Origin of the sequence: Micromonospora sp. NBC_01655, assembly GCF_026339755.1 — a bacterium.
In the GTDB taxonomy this organism is placed as follows: Bacteria; Actinomycetota; Actinomycetes; order Mycobacteriales; family Micromonosporaceae; genus Micromonospora.
Map to the genome: position 1 here is coordinate 5,094,494 of NZ_JAPEQF010000001.1, position 15,794 is coordinate 5,110,287.

Sequence of the window (15,794 nt, forward strand, 5' to 3'; positions counted from 1 at the left end):
TCCGCTGCGCTGCATTCCTCGCGCTCACGATGCCAACCTTCCGATCGCGACTGCGGGACTCCGCTGCGCTGCATTCCTCGCGCTCACGATGCCAACCTTCCGATCGCGACTGCGGGACTCCGCTGCGCTGCGTTCCTCGCGCTCACGATGCCAACCTTCCGATCGCGACTGCGGGACTCCGCTGCGCTGCGTTCCTCGCGCTCACGTCGAGTACGCCGAGTTCTCGTGCACGTACGCGTGCGACAGGTCGTTGGTCCACACGGTGGCCGCCGCGTCGCCGGCGTGCAGGTCGATGCGGATGGTCACGTCCCGCCCGGTGAGGTCGACCTTCGAGCGGTCCTCGGCGGCGGCGCCACAGCGGCACACCCAGACCCCGTTCACGGCGACGTCGACGGCGTCCGGCTCGAACGCGGCGGCGGTGGTGCCGACGGCGGCCAGGATCCGGCCCCAGTTCGGGTCGTTGCCGAACAGCGCCGTCTTCACCAGGTTGTTGCGGGCCACCGACCGGCCCACCTCGACCGCGTCGTCCTCGCTGGCGGCGCCGACCACGTCGATGGCGACCTGCTTGGTGGCGCCCTCGGCGTCGGCGATGAGCTGCTGGGCCAGGTCGTGGCAGGCGGCGGTGACGGCGTCGGTCAGCTCCGCCTGGGTGGGCTCGATGCCGGACGCGCCGCTGGACAGCAGCAGCACGGTGTCGTTGGTGGACATGCAGCCGTCGGAGTCGATCCGGTCGAAGGTGACCCGGCAGGCCGCGCGCAGCGCGGCGTCGAGCGCCTCCGGCCCGGCCACCGCGTCGGTGGTCAGCACGCAGAGCATGGTCGCCATGGCCGGGGCGAGCATTCCGGCGCCCTTGGCCATGCCGCCGACGGTCCAGCCGGTGCCGGCGGCCGCGGTGGTCTTCGGCCGGGTGTCGGTGGTCATGATCGCCTCGGCCGCGGCGGTGCCGCCGTCGCGGGACAGGCCGCGGATCGCCGCCCGTACGCCGGGCAGCAGCTTCGGCATCGGCAGCCGCTCGCCGATCAGGCCGGTGGAGCAGACCGCGACGTCGGCGGCGCCGAGCCGCAGCCGGGGGCTGGCGGCGGTCAGCGCGGCGGCGGTGTGCTCAGCGGTGGCGTGGGTGTCCTGGAAGCCGGCCGGGCCGGTGCAGGCGTTCGCGCCACCGGAGTTCAGCACCACGGCGCGGGCCACGCCGCCACGGACCACCTGCTGGGTCCACAGCACCGGCGCGGCCTTGACCCGGTTGGCGGTGAAGACGCCGGCGACTCCGGCGTCCGGGCCGTCGTTGACGACCAGGGCGACGTCGCTGGCGCCGCTGGTCTTGAGCCCGGCGGCGACCCCGGCGGCCCGGAATCCCTTCGGTGTGGTGACAGTCATGGTGCGACCCCCCAGACGGACAGGCCGGTGGTCTCGGGCAGGCCGAGCATCAGGTTGGCGCACTGCACGGCCTGGCCGGCCGCCCCCTTGCCGAGGTTGTCGATGGCGCTGACCACGATCACCCGGCCGGAGTCGACGTCCACGCCCGCCTGGAGGTGGCAGGAGTTCGAGCCGAGGGTGGCGGCGGTGTGCGGCCAGGCCCCCTCGGGCAGCAGGTGCACGAACGGGGCGTCCGCGTACGCCTGCGCGAGCACCGCCCGGGGGTCGGCGTCGCCGGTCGGCACGGCGGTGACCGTGGCGAGGATGCCGCGCGGCATCGGCGCGAGGACCGGGGTGAGGGAGAGGCTGGTCGCTCCGGTGGCCTGCTTGATCTCCGGCACGTGCTGGTGGGCCCCGACCTTGTACGGCGACAGGTCGCCCATCACCTCGCTGCCGAGCAGGTTGGTCTTGGCGGCCCGGCCCGCGCCGGAGGTGCCGGAGGCGGCGACCACCACGACGTCGGCGGGATCGACCGCGCCGGCCGCGACCAGCGGGGCGAGCGCGAGCGTGGTGGCCACCGCGTAGCAGCCGGTGTTGGCGACCCGGGTCGCGGCGGCGATCTCCGGGCGCTGGCCGGGCAGTTCGGGCAGGCCGTAGGTCCAGGTCCCGGCGTGCTCGCCGCCGTAGTACCGCGTCCAGGCGGCGGCGTCGCGCAGCCGGTGGTCGGCGCCCAGGTCGACCACCCGGACCGGCTCCGGCAGGGCGGCGGCCAGGGCCGCCGACTCGCCGTGCGGCAGGGCCAGGAAGACCAGGTCCGCGTCGGCCAGGGTCGCCGGCTCGGTCGCCGCGAACACCAGGTCCAGCCCGACGAGCTGCGGGTGTACGGCGGTGACCGGCACGCCGGCCTGGCGGTGCGCGGTGGCCGCGACCAGGTCGAGCTCGGGGTGACCGGCGACCAGGCGCAGCAGCTCGCCCCCGGCGTAGCCGCTCGCCCCCGCTACCGCAACTCGGATACCCATTCCCACCTCCGCATGACTATGCAGAGAAGGCTACCTGCCCTCGGCGCACTATTGCAAGGTCATACAGTGCGCTGCATGGTCATGTACGGGGTGACGGTCGCCACGCTGCCGTTCACCGCCTGATCGGGTCGGGGCCCCTTCCCTGGAGGGAAGGGGCCCCGCGCACACCTCAGGCGCCGCGCAGGGTGGCGCCGAAGCGCTCCGCCGCCCGGGCCACCGCCGCGTCGCGGGCCGCCACCGCCTCCTCGACCGTCAGCGTCCGGTCGGGGGCGCGGAAGGTCAGCTTGTACGCCAGCGACCGGCGTCCCGCGCCGAGCTGCTCGGAGGCGTAGACGTCGAACAGCCGGACGCCCTCCAGCAGCTCGCCGGCCCCCTCGACGAGGGCCCGCTGCACCTCGGCGGCGGGCACCCGCTCGTCCACGACGAGGGCCACGTCGATCAGTGCCGGCGGGAAGCCGGAGACCGTCGGGGCCGGGGCAACCGGGGCGGGCGGCAGCGCGTCTAGGTCCAGCTCCATGGCGCTGGTGCGCCGGGGCAGTTCCAGCGCGGCCACCACGGCCGGGTGCAGCTCACCGGCGTGCCCGACGACGGTCCCGTCGACCAGCAGTTCGGCGCAGCGGCCGGGGTGCCAGGGTGCGTACTCGGCGGCCCGCACCTCGACCCGGTCGGCGGGGACGTCGGCGGCGGCGAGCACGGCCCGGCCGGCCTCGACCGCGTCCGCCCAGCCGGCCGGCCGGCCGGCGCCCCACCAGCCGGCCGGCTCGACGTCCCCGGTCAGCACCGCGGCGACGTGCCGGGGCTGGTCGGGCACGACCGCGTCGGCGGCGGCGAACTCGGCGTCGGTGGGCCGCCGGTCCACGCCCATCGCGGGCGGGGCGCCGACGCCGGGGCGTGGGTGGAAGACCGTGCCGATCTCGTAGAGGGCGACGTCGCGGTGGCCCCGGCCGAGGTTGCGCTTGAGGATGCCGAGCAGCGGGCCGAGCAGCGTGGTGCGCAGCAGCGGCTCCTCCTCCGACAGCGGGTTGGCCACCCGCACCGCCGGCCGACGCGGGTCGTCGGCCGGCAGGCCGAGCAGGTCGGCCAGCTCACCGGCGACGAACGGGTGGGCGAGCACCTCGACGTACCCGCGCTCGGCGAGCGAGCGGGCCACGGCCCGGCGGCGGCGCTGCTGCCAGGTCAGCCCCCGGCCGGGCGGCGCGGTGGGCAGCACCGACGGGACCCGGTCGTACCCGTCGAGGCGGACCACCTCCTCGACCAGGTCGGCCGGGTCGGTGAGGTCCGGACGCCAGGTCGGCGGGACGACGGTGAGCACGTCCGCGCCGCCGGCCGCCGGGGTCCCGGCGGCGCCCGGGTCCTCGCCCAGCCGGTCGGCGCCCCGGGTGACGTGGCAACCGACCTGCTCCAGCAGGGACACCACCCGCTCCGGGGAGTAGGTGACCCCGACCCGCCGGCTCGGCAGGTCCGCCGGCAGGACGACCGGGGTACGCGGCCGGACGTGGTCCAGGTCGAGGATCTCCGCCCCGGCGGTGCCGCCGGCGTGCTCGGTGAGCAGCCGGACCGCCCGCATGCGGCCCGGCGATCCGGTCTCGAGGCGGCGCGTCGCCTCCCAGCGGCGAGCAGGTGACAGCCTTGTCGTCGTAGATCGATGCACCTCGGCGGCGGGCGTCGTCGCCGGGCAGGGCCTTGACGTCCTCGGGCAGCACGATGATGCCCGAGTGGTCGTCGCCCAGGCCCAGCTCCTTGGCGGAGCAGATCATGCCGTGGGAGTTACGCCCGTACGTCTTGCGCGCGCCGATGGCGAAGCCGCCGGGCAGCACGCCGCCGGGGAGGATCACCACCACCCGGTCGCCGGGGGCGAAGTTGCGAGCCCCGCAGACGATCTCCTGCGGCTCGCCGGTGCCGTTGGCAGCGCCGACGTCGACCCGGCAGAACCGGATCGGCTTCTTGAAGCCGGTGAGCTCCTCGATCTCCAGGACCTCGCCGACGACCAGGGCGCCGGTGACCGTGGCCCGCAGGTCCACGATCGACTCGACCTCGATGCCGAGGTCGACCAGCGCCTGCTCCAGGTCATCGGCGGGCAGGTCGGCCGGGAGGTCGACGTACTCCCGCAGCCAGCTGACAGAAACTCGCATGTCTCAGATCACCGTCTCCGTAACTCGTGCCCGCACCGTCTACGCCCCGGCCCCGAACGCGCGGGTGAACCGCACGTCGCCCTCGGCCATGTCCCGCATGTCGCTGACCCCGTGGCGGAACATCACGGTCCGGTCGATGCCCATGCCGAAGGCGAATCCGGAGTAGACCTCCGGGTCGATCCCGCAGGCGCGCAGCACCCGGGGGTTGACCATGCCGCAGCCGCCCCACTCGACCCAGCGCGGCCCGTCGCGGTGCTCCGGGAACCACACGTCGAACTCGGCGGACGGCTCGGTGAACGGGAAGTAGTGCGGCCGCCAGCGGGTCTTCGCGCCCTCGCCGAACATGGCCCGGGCGAAGTGGTCGAGGGTGCCGCGCAGGTGCGCCATGGTGATGCCGCGGTCCACTACCAGGCCCTCGACCTGGTGGAACACGGGGGCGTGGGTGGCGTCCAGCTCGTCGGTGCGGTACACCCGGCCGGGCACCACCACGTAGATCGGCGGCCTGCGGGTCAGCATGGTGCGCGCCTGCACCGGGGAGGTGTGGGTGCGCAGCACCAGCCCGGAGCTCTCCGCGCCCGGCGGCGGTGCGATGTGGAAGGTGTCCATCAGGCCGCGCGCCGGGTGGTCGGCGGGGATGTTGAGGGCGTCGAAGTTGGTCCACTCCAGCTCGACCTCGGGCCCCTCGGCCACCTCGTAGCCCATCCCGACGAACAGGTCGCTGATCTGCTCCATCAGCGTGCTCAGCGGGTGCCGGGCGCCGCGCGGCCGGCGGTCGTAGGGCAGCGTGACGTCGACCCGCTCGGTGACCAGCACCCGCTCGGCCTGCTCGCGTTCGAGGACCTCGGCGCGGGCGGCGTAGCCGGCCTCGATCGCCCGGCGGGCCTCGTTGACCCGCTTGCCGGCGTCGGACTTGGCGGCCGGCGGCAGCGCGCCGATCTCCCGGCGGGCCAGCGAGACCGGGGACCGGTCACCGAGGTGCGCGGGTCGCAGCGCGGTCAGCGCGTCGGGGTCGGCGGCGGCGGCGAACGCCTGCTCGGCGTCGGCCACGGCCCCGGCCAGGGCGTCCGGGTCGAGCAGGGCGACCTGCTTCGGGTCGTACGGATCGTTGCGATAGGTCATGGCGTACGGGCACTCCCTCACGGCGGCGCCGGCCCTGCACGGGCGGCGAAGCGAGTCTACGGACGCGCGGCTGTGCCGCAGCCCGCCGGTGGGAGGTCGCGCAGGGGGAAGGGTCAGGCCCGCCGCCCGCCGACACCGGCGGGCTGGCTAAACGAACGCCGTGGCGCGTTCATCATGTGGACGACTCCCCTGCGGTGGGGCCGCGCCGCCGACCGGGCACCCGACACCGGGTGCGGACACGCTCGGACGTCAGCGCAGCGCTCTCGCTGAAGCGTACAGGCACACGGCGGCAGCCGCAGCCAGGTTGAGGCTCTCGGCGCGCCCGTGCAGCGGCACCCGCACCCGGGCGTCGGCGGCGGCGGTCAGCTCCTCGGGCAGCCCGTGCGCCTCCGAGCCGAACAGCCAGGCGGTCGGGGTGGCCAGCCGGCCGGCGTCGGCCAGGTCGTCGAGGTCGCTGTCGCCGTACCCGGTGGTGGCGAGAACCGAGAGCCCGGCGGCGTGCAGCGCGGCGACCACGGCGAGGGGGTCCGGCGCGCGGACCACGTCGACGTGGAAGAGGCTGCCGGCCGAGGCTCGCACGCACTTGCCGTTGTACGGGTCGACCGCGTCGCCGGCGAAGACCACGGCTCCGGCCCCGGCGGCGTCGGCGGTGCGCAGCACGGTGCCGGCGTTGCCCGGGTCACGGATCTCGGCGAGCACCGCCACCAGTCGGGGGGCGGCGGCGAGCGCGTCGTCCAGCGGCACGTCCAGGTGCCGGCAGACGGCGACCAGGCCCTGCGGGGCGACGGTCTCGGCGAGCGCGGCGAGGGCGTCGTCGGTGACCTCGGACACCGGCACGTCGACGCGGGCGGTGTGGGCGGCCAGGTCGGCGTACCGGTCGAGGGCGGCCGGGGTGCCGAACAGCTCGACGACGGTGCCGGGGCGGGCGAGGGCCTCCCGGACGGCCTGCGGCCCCTCGGCGAGGAACCGGCCGCCGGCGTCGCGGTCGCGGCGCCGGTGCAGCCGGCGGGCGGCGACGACCCTGGGGGTACGTGGGGTGAAGGGCATGGTGTCCGGCTCCGGAGCACGGCCGAGGCGCCCGCCGCGCGTCGTGGACGACACGGGGGCGCCTCGGTCGGGTGCTGGCGGATCAGGCGGCCTGGGCCGCCGCGCCACCGGTGCCCTCGGCCGCCACGGCGACGCGGGCGACCTCGACGATCGCGGCGAACGCGGTGGCGTCGTTGACGGCCAGGTCGGCCAGGATCTTCCGGTCGACCTCGACGCCGGCCAGGCGCAGGCCCTGGATCAGCCGGTTGTAGGTCATCCCGTTGGCGCGGGCACCCGCGTTGATCCGGGTGATCCACAGCTGCCGGAAGTCGCCCTTGCGGTCGCGACGGTCCCGGTAGGCGTACTGCATCGAGTGCAGCACCTGCTCCTTGGCCTTGCGGTACAGCCGGGAGCGCTGACCGCGGTAACCGCTCGCGGACTCCAGCAGGGTACGACGCTTCTTCTGGGCGTTCACAGCCCGCTTGACGCGTGCCATCTCAACTCCTTGTATCCGTGAAGGTGGCGCGCGTCAGCGGCCGAGCAGCTTCTTGATTCGCTTGACGTCAGCCTTGGCCAGCTCGACCGTGCCGGTCAGCCGCCGGGTCTGGGTGGAGGGCTTCTTCTCCAGGTTGTGGCGGAGGCCGGCCTGCTGGGCAACGATCTTGCCCTTGCCGGTCACCTTGACCCGCTTGCCCATGCCCGTGTGGCTCTTCATCTTCGGCATTGAAACGTCTTCTCCCCTGTTACTCGCCGGTGTTGTCGGCGACTGCGCCGGTCTCGCCGGCCGCTGCGGTCTCGCCGGCTGCCGCGGTCTCACCGGCTGCCGGAGCGGCGGACTCGTCCGCGACCCGGTCCCGGGGTGCGCCGCGGGACGCCGTCGCGGCGACCGCGGAGGCCTTGACGGCCCGGTGCGGAGCGAGAACCATGATCATGTTTCGGCCGTCCTGCTTCGGAGCGGCCTCGACGTATCCCAGCTCCGTGATCTCGGACTCGAGCCGGCGCAGGAGCCGGTAACCCAGCTCCGGGCGGCTCTGCTCCCGACCGCGGAACATGATCGTCACCTTGACCTTGTCGCCGGCCTTGAGGAACCGCACCACGTGACCCTTCTTGGTCTCGTAGTCGTGCGGGTCGATCTTCGGCCGGAGCTTCATCTCCTTGATGACGGTCTGCTGCTGGTTACGCCGCGCTTCGCGCGCCTTGAGTGCGCTCTCGTACTTGAACTTGCCGAAGTCCATGAGCTTGCACACCGGCGGGCGCGCCATCGGCGCAACCTCGACCAGGTCCAGATCGACGTCCGCGGCCAGCTGAAGGGCGCGCTCCAGCGGGACGATGCCCACCTGCTCACCCTCGGGGCCGACCAGTCGGACCTCACGTGCCCGGATCTGCTCGTTCACGCGTGGTTCGACGCTGATGGGGCCTCCTCGAGTCGAGTTTCTCCTCTGGTGGCCGACTCCGCGGCCCCCGTGGTGGAGGCCGATCCGGAAAGCAGAAGGCCCCGGCGCATGCCAGGGCCCGCTCGACCGGTCGGCACGATCACATGATCGCGCATCCGGGCCCGGGGTGTGCCCGGAACCGGTGACCGGACCCGGCCACCGACTGGGGCGACTCGGGTGGGAGCAGGCGCTCCGCTTCTAGACCGCCCGCGCGTAGAGGCACGGGGCAGTCTGGTCGACTCAGCAACACTACACCCTCACCCGATCCGACCCCAAACCGCGCACGCAGGTCAGCCCGCATCGGGCCAGCCCCGGTGAAACCGGCCCGGAACGCGGCGGCGGCCGGCCCGGGACGCGGCGGCTCAGCGGGCGGCCAGGGCCGCGAGGTGGGCCTGGTGCAGCCGGCGCAGGGCGCGGACCCCCTCGACCGCCGACTCCTTGTCGGCCGCCTGGAGGGCCACCATCGGCAGCAGGTCGTCGTCGTGCAGCTCCAGGCTCGCCCACGGCGCGCCCCGGTCGAAGCGCACCCCCCGGACGACCTCCCAGGGCAGCTCGTACGAGCCGATCACGTTACGCACCCGCACTCCGCGCGCGTGCGCCTCCACCCGGGGCCGGGTGAACAGCAGGATGCCGAGCGCGCCGAAGACGCCCAGGCCGATCATGGCTAGCTGGTCGCCGCGCTGGAAGGTGCCGTAGCCCTCGCCGGTGGGGCCGGTCAACGAGGTGGCCACCAGGCTGAACACCACCAGCAGGGCGGCGGCCGACACCCAGCAGACCAGCCGGATCCGGCGGGGTCGCAGGATCACCGGTTCGGTATCGCTCACCCCACCAGTCTGCCATCCGACTCCGCCGGCCCGCCCACCGCCACACGCGAGCACCGTCCCCAGCCCAGCCCAGGCGAGATCAACTCCATGTCGTTGACATCGGGGCGTCCACCTCTGTCGATCGCCCCAAGTCAGTGACATGGAGTTGACCATCCGCCGTTCAGTCGTCGCCCGGCCCCCAGGAGACCCCCGGGCGCCTCGGGGCCGACGGACCCGCCAGGGATCCCGGGTCCGCCCGGGACGGCGGGACAACCGGGGCGGCCGGGGCAGTCCGGGCGGTCGGGGCCGGTGGGCGGGTGCCGCGGCCGGCGACCACCACCGCCAGCAGGGTGAGCAGGGCGCCGACCAGCACCGGCCACCGCGGCCCCGCCCCGCCCGGCAGTGCGACGTCCAGCAGCAGGGCGCCACCGAGCTGGCCGGCGACCAGGGCCAGCCCGGTGCGCAGCACCCCGACCGCCCGGACCCCGAGCATCAGGGCGAACACGATGCCGACGCCGAGCAGGCCGCCGAGGTACAGGTACCAGTCGTGCGGCCAGGTCGGCGCGGGGCCGGTGAAGGCACCGGCGAGCGCGGCCACCGCCACGATGACCGGGGTGCCCACGGCGAAGTTGATCGCGATGCCGGCGGTGGTGGTGCCGGCGGCGGAGACCCGACCGTTGAGCGCGGACTGGAGGGCGACCGCCGCCCCGCCCGCGACGGCGAGCAGGATCCCGCCGACGGCCACCTCACCGATCGGCCGGCCGAGCTGGGCCAGGGCGACAGCGAGCACGCCGAGCAGCGCGCCGGTGACCCGGGAACCGGTCAGCCGCAGCCGCCCGAGCGGGGCCAGCCCGGCCCGGTCCGCCGCAAGGCCGCCGAGGCTGCCCCCGGCCACCTGGGCGATGGTGAACACCGCGATCCCGAGCACCGGGACGACGTACGCGGCGACCGTCACGATCACCGCGCCGCCCAGCCCACCGAGGTACGACCACCACGGCAGCCGGGCCCGGCGCAGCGCGTCGAGCCCGGCCCGGGTGGACCGCAGGCCGAGCAGGCCCACGAGGACCACCAGGCAGCCGCCGAGGTTGTTGACCAGCGCGCCGAGCACCGGATCGCCGGCCCGCTCCCCCAGCTCGGCGTTGCCGGCTCCCTGTGCCGCGGAGGCCGCCCCGGCCAGCACCACCAGGGCGAGGGCGGCCGCCGGGGGCAGCGGTCTCACAGCCGGCAGGCGTGGATGTTGGTGACCAGGATGGCGCGCGCGCCCAGCTCGTACAGCTCGTCCATGATCCGGTGCACGTCGTCGCGCTGCACCATCGCCTGGACCGCGACCCAGCCCTCGCGGTGCAGCGGCGAGACGGTGGGTGACTCGATGCCGGGGGTGAGCGAGCTGGCCCGGTCGAGCAGCCCGGCCGGCACGTCGTACGCGAGCATCACGTAGCGGCGGGCGACCAGCACCCCGTGCAGCCGGCGCAGCAGCTGCGCCTCCTGGGCGTGCCCGGGGGCCTCGACCCGACGGACCAGCACCGCCGAGGAGACCAGCAGCGGGTCGCCGACGATCTCCAGGCCGGCCTGGCGCAGGGTCGCCCCGGTGGAGACCACGTCGGCCACCACGTCGGCCACGCCGAGGCGGACGGCGTTCTCGACCGCGCCGTCGAGCCGGATGACGTCGGCGGTCAGCCCGTGGTCGTCGAGGTAGCGGTGGACCACCCCTGGGTACGCGGTGGCGATCCGGTGCCCGCCCAGCTCCTTGGGCGAGGCGATGGTGTCGGGGCGGGCGGCGAACCGGAAGGTGGCCCCGCCGAAGGCGAGGTCGACCACCTCCTCGGCCGGGGCACCGGAGTCGACCAGCAGGTCCCGGCCGGTGATGCCGAGGTCCAGGTCACCGGAGCCGACGTAGGTGGCGATGTCGCGGGGGCGCAGGTAGAAGAATTCGACGTCGTTGGCCTCGTCCCGGCAGACCAGGTCCTTGGGGTCGCGGCGCTGCCGGTAACCGGCCTCGCGCAGCATCTGGGCGGCCGGCTCGGCCAGGGTGCCCTTGTTCGGAATGGCGACACGCAGCATGACGGAGTGCTCCTTCGATCGATGGAGAAGATCAACGGACGGGGCACTCACAGATGTCGGTAGACGTCCTTCAGTTCGATACCGGCGGCCAGCATCAGCACCTGCGCCTGGTAGAGCAGCTGGGAGATCTCCTCGGCCGCCCGCTCCGGGCCCTCGTGCTCGGCGGCCATCCACGACTCGGCCGCCTCCTCGACGACCTTCTTGCCGATGAAGTGCACCCCCTTCTCCAGCGCGGCCACCGTGCCCGAGCCGGGGGTGCCGGCGGCGGCCTTGGCCTGCAGCTCGGCGAACAACTCCTCGAACGTCTTCACGGGATGCGATTCTTCCAGCACCGGCCCGCCGGGGCGCGCAGCGGGTCCCCGCCGGTGCGGTGGCCGACCCGCCGGCGCGGGCCGACCGGTGGTGTACGCCGCGGCACCACGTCACTGACCTCGCGGGATCGGGCGGGCCGGGACACGCGATGTCAGTGACATCGTGCCCCGGCCGGGCCGGCGCGGGACGGGCGTCAGTGGCCGAAGCCGACCCGGTGCCCGGCCGCGGCGTCCAGGCCGCGTACGGCCAGCGCCGCGTCCAGCGCCGCCACCGTGGCCGCCCAGCCCTTGTCCTCCGCCGACCCGGGCAGCCCGGCCCGGTCCCGGGCCTGCTCGATGGTCTCCACCGTGAGCACCCCGTGCGCGACCGGCTTGCCCTCGTCGAGGGCGACCCGGGTCAGCCCGTCGGTGACCGACCGGCAGACGTAGTCGAAGTGGGCGGTGGCGCCGCGCACCACCACGCCGAGGGCGACCACCACGTCGAAGCGGCGGACCATCGCCTGGGCGACCACCGGCAGCTCCACCGAACCGGCCACCCGGGCCACCACGGCGCGGGCGCCGCACGCCTCGGCGGCGGCGACCGCCCGGTCGACCATGTGGTCGGTCAGCTCGCCGTGCCAGCGCGCGGCGACGATGCCGACCGTCATCCCGGCGGCGTCCACCACCGTCACCCCGGGTTCACCGAATCCCGCCATGGCTATGCTCCGATCTCGTCGCTGGCGACCGGGCGGCCCATCGGCGCCTCGGTCACCCCGTCCAACTCGTCCAACAGGTGGCCCATCCGGTCGCGCTTCGTGCGCAGGTAGCGGACGTTCTCCGGGTGCGGCTGCACCGGCAGCCCCTCCCGGCCGGTGACGGTCAGGCCGTACCCCTCCAGCCCGGCCCGCTTGGCCGGGTTGTTGGTCAGCAGCCGCATCGAGCGAACGCCCAGGTCGTAGAGGACCTGCGCGCCCGTGCCGTAGTCCCGGGCGTCGGCCGGCAGGCCCAGGTCGAGGTTCGCGTCCACGGTGTCGCGGCCCAGGTCCTGCAACTGGTACGCCTGGAGCTTGTGCAGCAGTCCGATCCCGCGCCCCTCGTGCCCGCGCACGTAGAGCACCACCCCGCGGCCCTCCGTGGCGACCCGGGCCAGCGCGGCCTGCAACTGCGGGCCGCAGTCGCAGCGCAGCGAGCCGAACACGTCGCCAGTGAGGCACTCCGAGTGCACCCGGACCAGCACGTCCTCCCCGTCGCCGAGCTCCCCGATGACGAGGGCGATGTGCTCGGCCGGGTCGTGCTCGGCGCGGTACCCCAGCGCCCGGAACACCCCGTACGGGGTGGGCATCCGGGCCGCCGCCACCTGCTCCACCTGCTTCTCGGTGCGCCGCCGGTGCGCCACCAGGTCGGCGATGGTCACCAGGGTCAGGCCGTGCTCGGCGCAGAACTTCTCCAGGTCGGGCACCCGCATCATGGTGCCGTCGTCGTTGACCAGTTCGCAGAGCACGCCGGCGGGCCGCAGCCCGGCCAGCCGGGTCAGGTCGATCGCCGCCTCGGTGTGCCCGGGCCGGCGCAGCACCCCGCCCTCGCGGGCCCGCAACGGCACCACGTGCCCGGGCCGGGCCAGATCCGTCGGGTCGGTGGACGGGTCGGCCAGCAGCCGGATGGTGTGCGCCCGGTCGGCCGCCGAGATGCCCGTGCTGACGCCCTCCCGGGCGTCCACGGTCACCGTGTACGCGGTGCCCCGCCGGTCCTGGTTGGTGTGGTGCATCGGCGGCAGGTCCAGCCGGTCGCACTCGCCCTCGGTGAGCGGCACGCAGATGTAGCCCGAGGTGTAGCGGACCATGAACGCGACGAACTCCGGGGTGGCCAGCTCGGCCGCGAAGATCAGGTCACCCTCGTTCTCCCGGTCCGCGTCGTCGACCACGACGACGGGCCGGCCGGCGGCGATGTCCGCCACCGCCTGCTCGATGCTGGCGAAAGTGCTCATGCGACGGCCTCCGAGTAGCTGGGCGGGAGCGGGGCCCGGGTCGGGCGGGTGACGCGTGAGGCACGCCACCAGGCGGCGAAGCCCCAGGCGCAGAAGGCGCCGTAGACGAGGTACATGGCGGCGGACGGGTAGAACCCGCCGCGCAGCAGCAGCGGCACGCCGACGGCGTCCACCGCGATCCAGACCAGCCAGAACTCCACCCAGCCGCGGGCCATGCCGTAGGTGGCCAGCAGGCTGCCGGTGAGGATCCAGGCGTCCGGCAGCGGCCCCCAGGAGCCGAGCGCGGCCAGCACCGGGTACCCGACGGCGGTGCCGACGGCGGCGGCCACCAGCAGGCCGAGTCGTTCCCGGCCGGTGGCCCAGCGCGGCGCGACCGGGGCGTGGTCGCCGTCAACGCCGAGGCGGCGGTTGCGCGACCAGCGCCACCAGCCGTAGAGGCTGACGGCGAAGAAGAACACCTGCCGGCCGGCCTGGCCGTAGAGGTCGTGCGCCTGCGGGGTGACGAACACCCCGCCGAGGAACACGGTCAGCAGCAGCGCGTTGCCGACCATGCCGACCGGCCACGCCCAGACCACGCGGCGCAGGCCGAGCAGCGCGGAAGCCAGACCGAAGACGTTGCCGACGATCTCCCGCACCAGCACCGGGGAGCCGGCGACGGGCAACTGGGCGTCGAGCAGCCAGCCGAGCGGGCCGGTCACCGCCCGCCACCGCCCGCGGCCCGGTCGCCGAGCAGCCGCTCGACGTACTTGGCCAGCACGTCCACCTCCAGGTTGACCGGGTCACCGACGGCGCGGGCGCCGAGGGTGGTCAGCTTGAGGGTGGTGGGGATCAGCCCGACGGAGAACCAGTCCGGCCCGACGTCGGCCACCGTCAGCGACACCCCGTCGATGGTGATCGAGCCCTTCTCCACCACGTACCGGGCCAGGGTGGCGGGCAGGCGGAAGCGGACCGTCTCCCACTGCTCGGCCGGCTCCCGGGACAGCACCTCGCCGACCCCGTCGACGTGGCCCTGCACGATGTGCCCGCCGAGCCGGCTGTTCAGCGCGGCGGCGCGTTCCAGGTTGACCGGGACGCCGGGGCCCAGCCCGCCGAGGGCGGAACGGCGCAGCGTCTCCCCCATCACGTCGGCGGTGAAGACCCCGGCGTCGACGTCGACCACGGTGAGACAGACCCCGTTGACCGCGATGGAGTCGCCGTGCCGGGCGTCGGCGGTGACCAGCGGGCCACGGACGGCGACCAGTGCCGAGTCACCCCCGGTCTCGGTCACTGCGACGACCTCGCCCAGCTCCTCGACGATGCCGGTGAACATGTCAGCCCTCCCTCTTCCGGGGCAACGCGGTGATCCGCAGGTCGGGACCGACCTGCGTGACGTCGGTGAGTTCCAGGTCGATGGCGTCGGCGATGGTCGTCACCCCGGCGTCGGCCAGCGCGGTCGGCCCGGCGCCGAGCAGCCGCGGCGCGACGTACCCGACGACCCGGTCGACCAGGCCGGCGGCGAGGAACGCGCCGGCCAGGCTGGGGCCGCCCTCCAGCAGCGCGGCCCGCACCCCCCGGCGGTGCAGCTCGGCCAGCAGCGCCGGCAGGTCGACCCGGCCGTCCGGGCCGGCGCCGACCTGCGCGGCGGTGGCGATCCACGTCGGGGCGGCGCCGTCGCGGACCTGGGCCCCGGCGGGGGTACGCCCGAGGCTGTCCACCACGACCCGCAGCGGCTGCCGGATGGCCGGGGTGCCGTCGCGCGGGTTGCGCACGGTGAGCCGGGGGTCGTCGGCGAGGACGGTGCCCACCCCGGCGATCACCGCGTCGACCGTGCCGCGCAGCGCGTGCACGTCGGCCCGGGCGGCCTCCGAGGTGATCCACATGCTGGTGCCGTCGGCGGCGGCGGAGCGTCCGTCGAGGGTGGCGGCGAACTTCCAGATCACGTACGGCCGGCCCCGGCGCACCGAGGTGAGCCAGGCGACGTTCCCGGCCTCGGCCTCGGCGGCGCGTACCCCGAACTCGACCTGGAGGCCGGCGGCGCGCAGGGTGACGGCGCCGCCGGCCGCGACCGGGTCGGGGTCGGGCACGGCGACGACCACCCGGGCGACGCCGGCGGCGATCAGGGCGTGGCTGCACGGGCCGGTGCGGCCGGTGTGGTCGCAGGGTTCCAGGGTGACCACGGCGGTGCCGCCCCGGGCCCGCAGGCCGGCCTGGGCGAGCGCGACGATCTCGGCGTGCGGTCCGCCCGCGTACGCGTGGAATCCCTCCCCGACGACCTCGCCGTCCGGATCGAGCAACACGCAGCCGACCACCGGGTTGGGGCTGGCCGTGCCGAGCCCACGGGCGGCGAGCGCGATCGCCCGACGCATCGCCTCGTCCACGGAGCCGCTGGCCATCGCCCCTTGCCCTGCCCTCTCGCTCGCCGGTCCGCGCGCGGGCGGGTCGGGAGGGTACGGGCAGGCGGCGGCGGATTCCGGGAACGGCGGAGCCGGCCCCGGGAGAGCCCGGACAGCGCTGAGTCAGCGGCCGGCAGGGCCCGCCCCGTCCCGCGCGCTGTCTCCCATCCGGACTGTCTGGGGGTGGGCTGGCCCGCCCCCA

At 74.8% G+C, this 15,794-nt stretch carries 16 protein-coding genes and 1 pseudogene; all 17 read right to left on the minus strand.

Features of this window, described 5'->3' with window-relative positions; genetic code table 11:
• Nucleotides 1-201: 201 nt before the first annotated feature.
• Nucleotides 202-1,374, minus strand: coding sequence for a bifunctional glutamate N-acetyltransferase/amino-acid acetyltransferase ArgJ (gene argJ / locus OOK41_RS23005; RefSeq protein ID WP_266266666.1), 1,173 nt, complete (start codon nt 1,372-1,374; stop codon nt 202-204).
• Nucleotides 1,371-2,372: an N-acetyl-gamma-glutamyl-phosphate reductase gene (gene argC, locus OOK41_RS23010; protein WP_266266667.1), complete on the minus strand. Its 1,002-nt coding sequence runs from the start codon at nt 2,370-2,372 to the stop codon at nt 1,371-1,373. The genes argJ and argC overlap by 4 nt, the downstream gene beginning before the upstream one ends.
• Before the next feature lie 169 nt (nt 2,373-2,541).
• Nucleotides 2,542-4,504: pseudogene (locus tag OOK41_RS23015) on the minus strand (phenylalanine--tRNA ligase subunit beta).
• Nucleotides 4,505-4,543: 39 nt separating this feature from the next.
• Complete coding sequence (pheS, locus tag OOK41_RS23020; protein WP_117671704.1) at nt 4,544-5,623, minus strand: phenylalanine--tRNA ligase subunit alpha; 1,080 nt, start codon at nt 5,621-5,623, stop codon at nt 4,544-4,546.
• 249 nt (nt 5,624-5,872) lie between these two features.
• Nucleotides 5,873-6,670: an RNA methyltransferase gene (locus tag OOK41_RS23025; RefSeq protein WP_266266668.1), complete on the minus strand. Its 798-nt coding sequence runs from the start codon at nt 6,668-6,670 to the stop codon at nt 5,873-5,875.
• A gap of 82 nt (nt 6,671-6,752) precedes the next feature.
• Complete coding sequence (gene rplT / locus OOK41_RS23030; protein ID WP_117671700.1) at nt 6,753-7,145, minus strand: 50S ribosomal protein L20; 393 nt, start codon at nt 7,143-7,145, stop codon at nt 6,753-6,755.
• Between the two features lie 33 nt (nt 7,146-7,178).
• On the minus strand, nt 7,179-7,373 hold the full coding sequence (rpmI, locus tag OOK41_RS23035; protein ID WP_026267805.1) for a 50S ribosomal protein L35: 195 nt from the start codon (nt 7,371-7,373) through the stop codon (nt 7,179-7,181).
• Nucleotides 7,374-7,392: 19 nt separating this feature from the next.
• Complete coding sequence (gene infC, locus OOK41_RS23040) at nt 7,393-8,043, minus strand: translation initiation factor IF-3 (protein WP_117671698.1); 651 nt, start codon at nt 8,041-8,043, stop codon at nt 7,393-7,395.
• Between the two features lie 401 nt (nt 8,044-8,444).
• Nucleotides 8,445-8,906 (minus strand): PH domain-containing protein, encoded by a 462-nt coding sequence (locus OOK41_RS23045; RefSeq protein WP_117671696.1) that lies wholly within the window; start codon nt 8,904-8,906, stop codon nt 8,445-8,447.
• A 160-nt stretch (nt 8,907-9,066) separates the two neighbouring features.
• Complete coding sequence (locus OOK41_RS23050) at nt 9,067-10,104, minus strand: DMT family transporter (protein ID WP_266266669.1); 1,038 nt, start codon at nt 10,102-10,104, stop codon at nt 9,067-9,069.
• On the minus strand, nt 10,101-10,946 hold the full coding sequence (gene hisG, locus OOK41_RS23055; RefSeq protein WP_266266670.1) for an ATP phosphoribosyltransferase: 846 nt from the start codon (nt 10,944-10,946) through the stop codon (nt 10,101-10,103). The genes OOK41_RS23050 and hisG overlap by 4 nt, the downstream gene beginning before the upstream one ends.
• A gap of 47 nt (nt 10,947-10,993) precedes the next feature.
• Nucleotides 10,994-11,257, minus strand: a complete 264-nt coding sequence (locus tag OOK41_RS23060; RefSeq protein WP_117671690.1) for a phosphoribosyl-ATP diphosphatase — start codon at nt 11,255-11,257, stop codon at nt 10,994-10,996.
• 194 nt (nt 11,258-11,451) lie between these two features.
• Nucleotides 11,452-11,952, minus strand: coding sequence for a 6,7-dimethyl-8-ribityllumazine synthase (gene ribH / locus OOK41_RS23065; protein WP_266266671.1), 501 nt, complete (start codon nt 11,950-11,952; stop codon nt 11,452-11,454).
• Between the two features lie 2 nt (nt 11,953-11,954).
• Nucleotides 11,955-13,220: a bifunctional 3,4-dihydroxy-2-butanone-4-phosphate synthase/GTP cyclohydrolase II gene (locus OOK41_RS23070; protein WP_266266672.1), complete on the minus strand. Its 1,266-nt coding sequence runs from the start codon at nt 13,218-13,220 to the stop codon at nt 11,955-11,957.
• Nucleotides 13,217-13,918: a nicotinamide riboside transporter PnuC gene (gene pnuC / locus OOK41_RS23075; RefSeq protein WP_117671684.1), complete on the minus strand. Its 702-nt coding sequence runs from the start codon at nt 13,916-13,918 to the stop codon at nt 13,217-13,219. Before pnuC ends, OOK41_RS23070 begins: the two co-directional genes overlap by 4 nt.
• Nucleotides 13,915-14,529, minus strand: coding sequence for a riboflavin synthase (locus tag OOK41_RS23080; RefSeq protein WP_117671682.1), 615 nt, complete (start codon nt 14,527-14,529; stop codon nt 13,915-13,917). The genes pnuC and OOK41_RS23080 overlap by 4 nt, the downstream gene beginning before the upstream one ends.
• A gap of 1 nt (nt 14,530) precedes the next feature.
• Nucleotides 14,531-15,592, minus strand: coding sequence for a bifunctional diaminohydroxyphosphoribosylaminopyrimidine deaminase/5-amino-6-(5-phosphoribosylamino)uracil reductase RibD (ribD, locus tag OOK41_RS23085; protein WP_266266673.1), 1,062 nt, complete (start codon nt 15,590-15,592; stop codon nt 14,531-14,533).
• Nucleotides 15,593-15,794 lie beyond the last annotated feature (202 nt).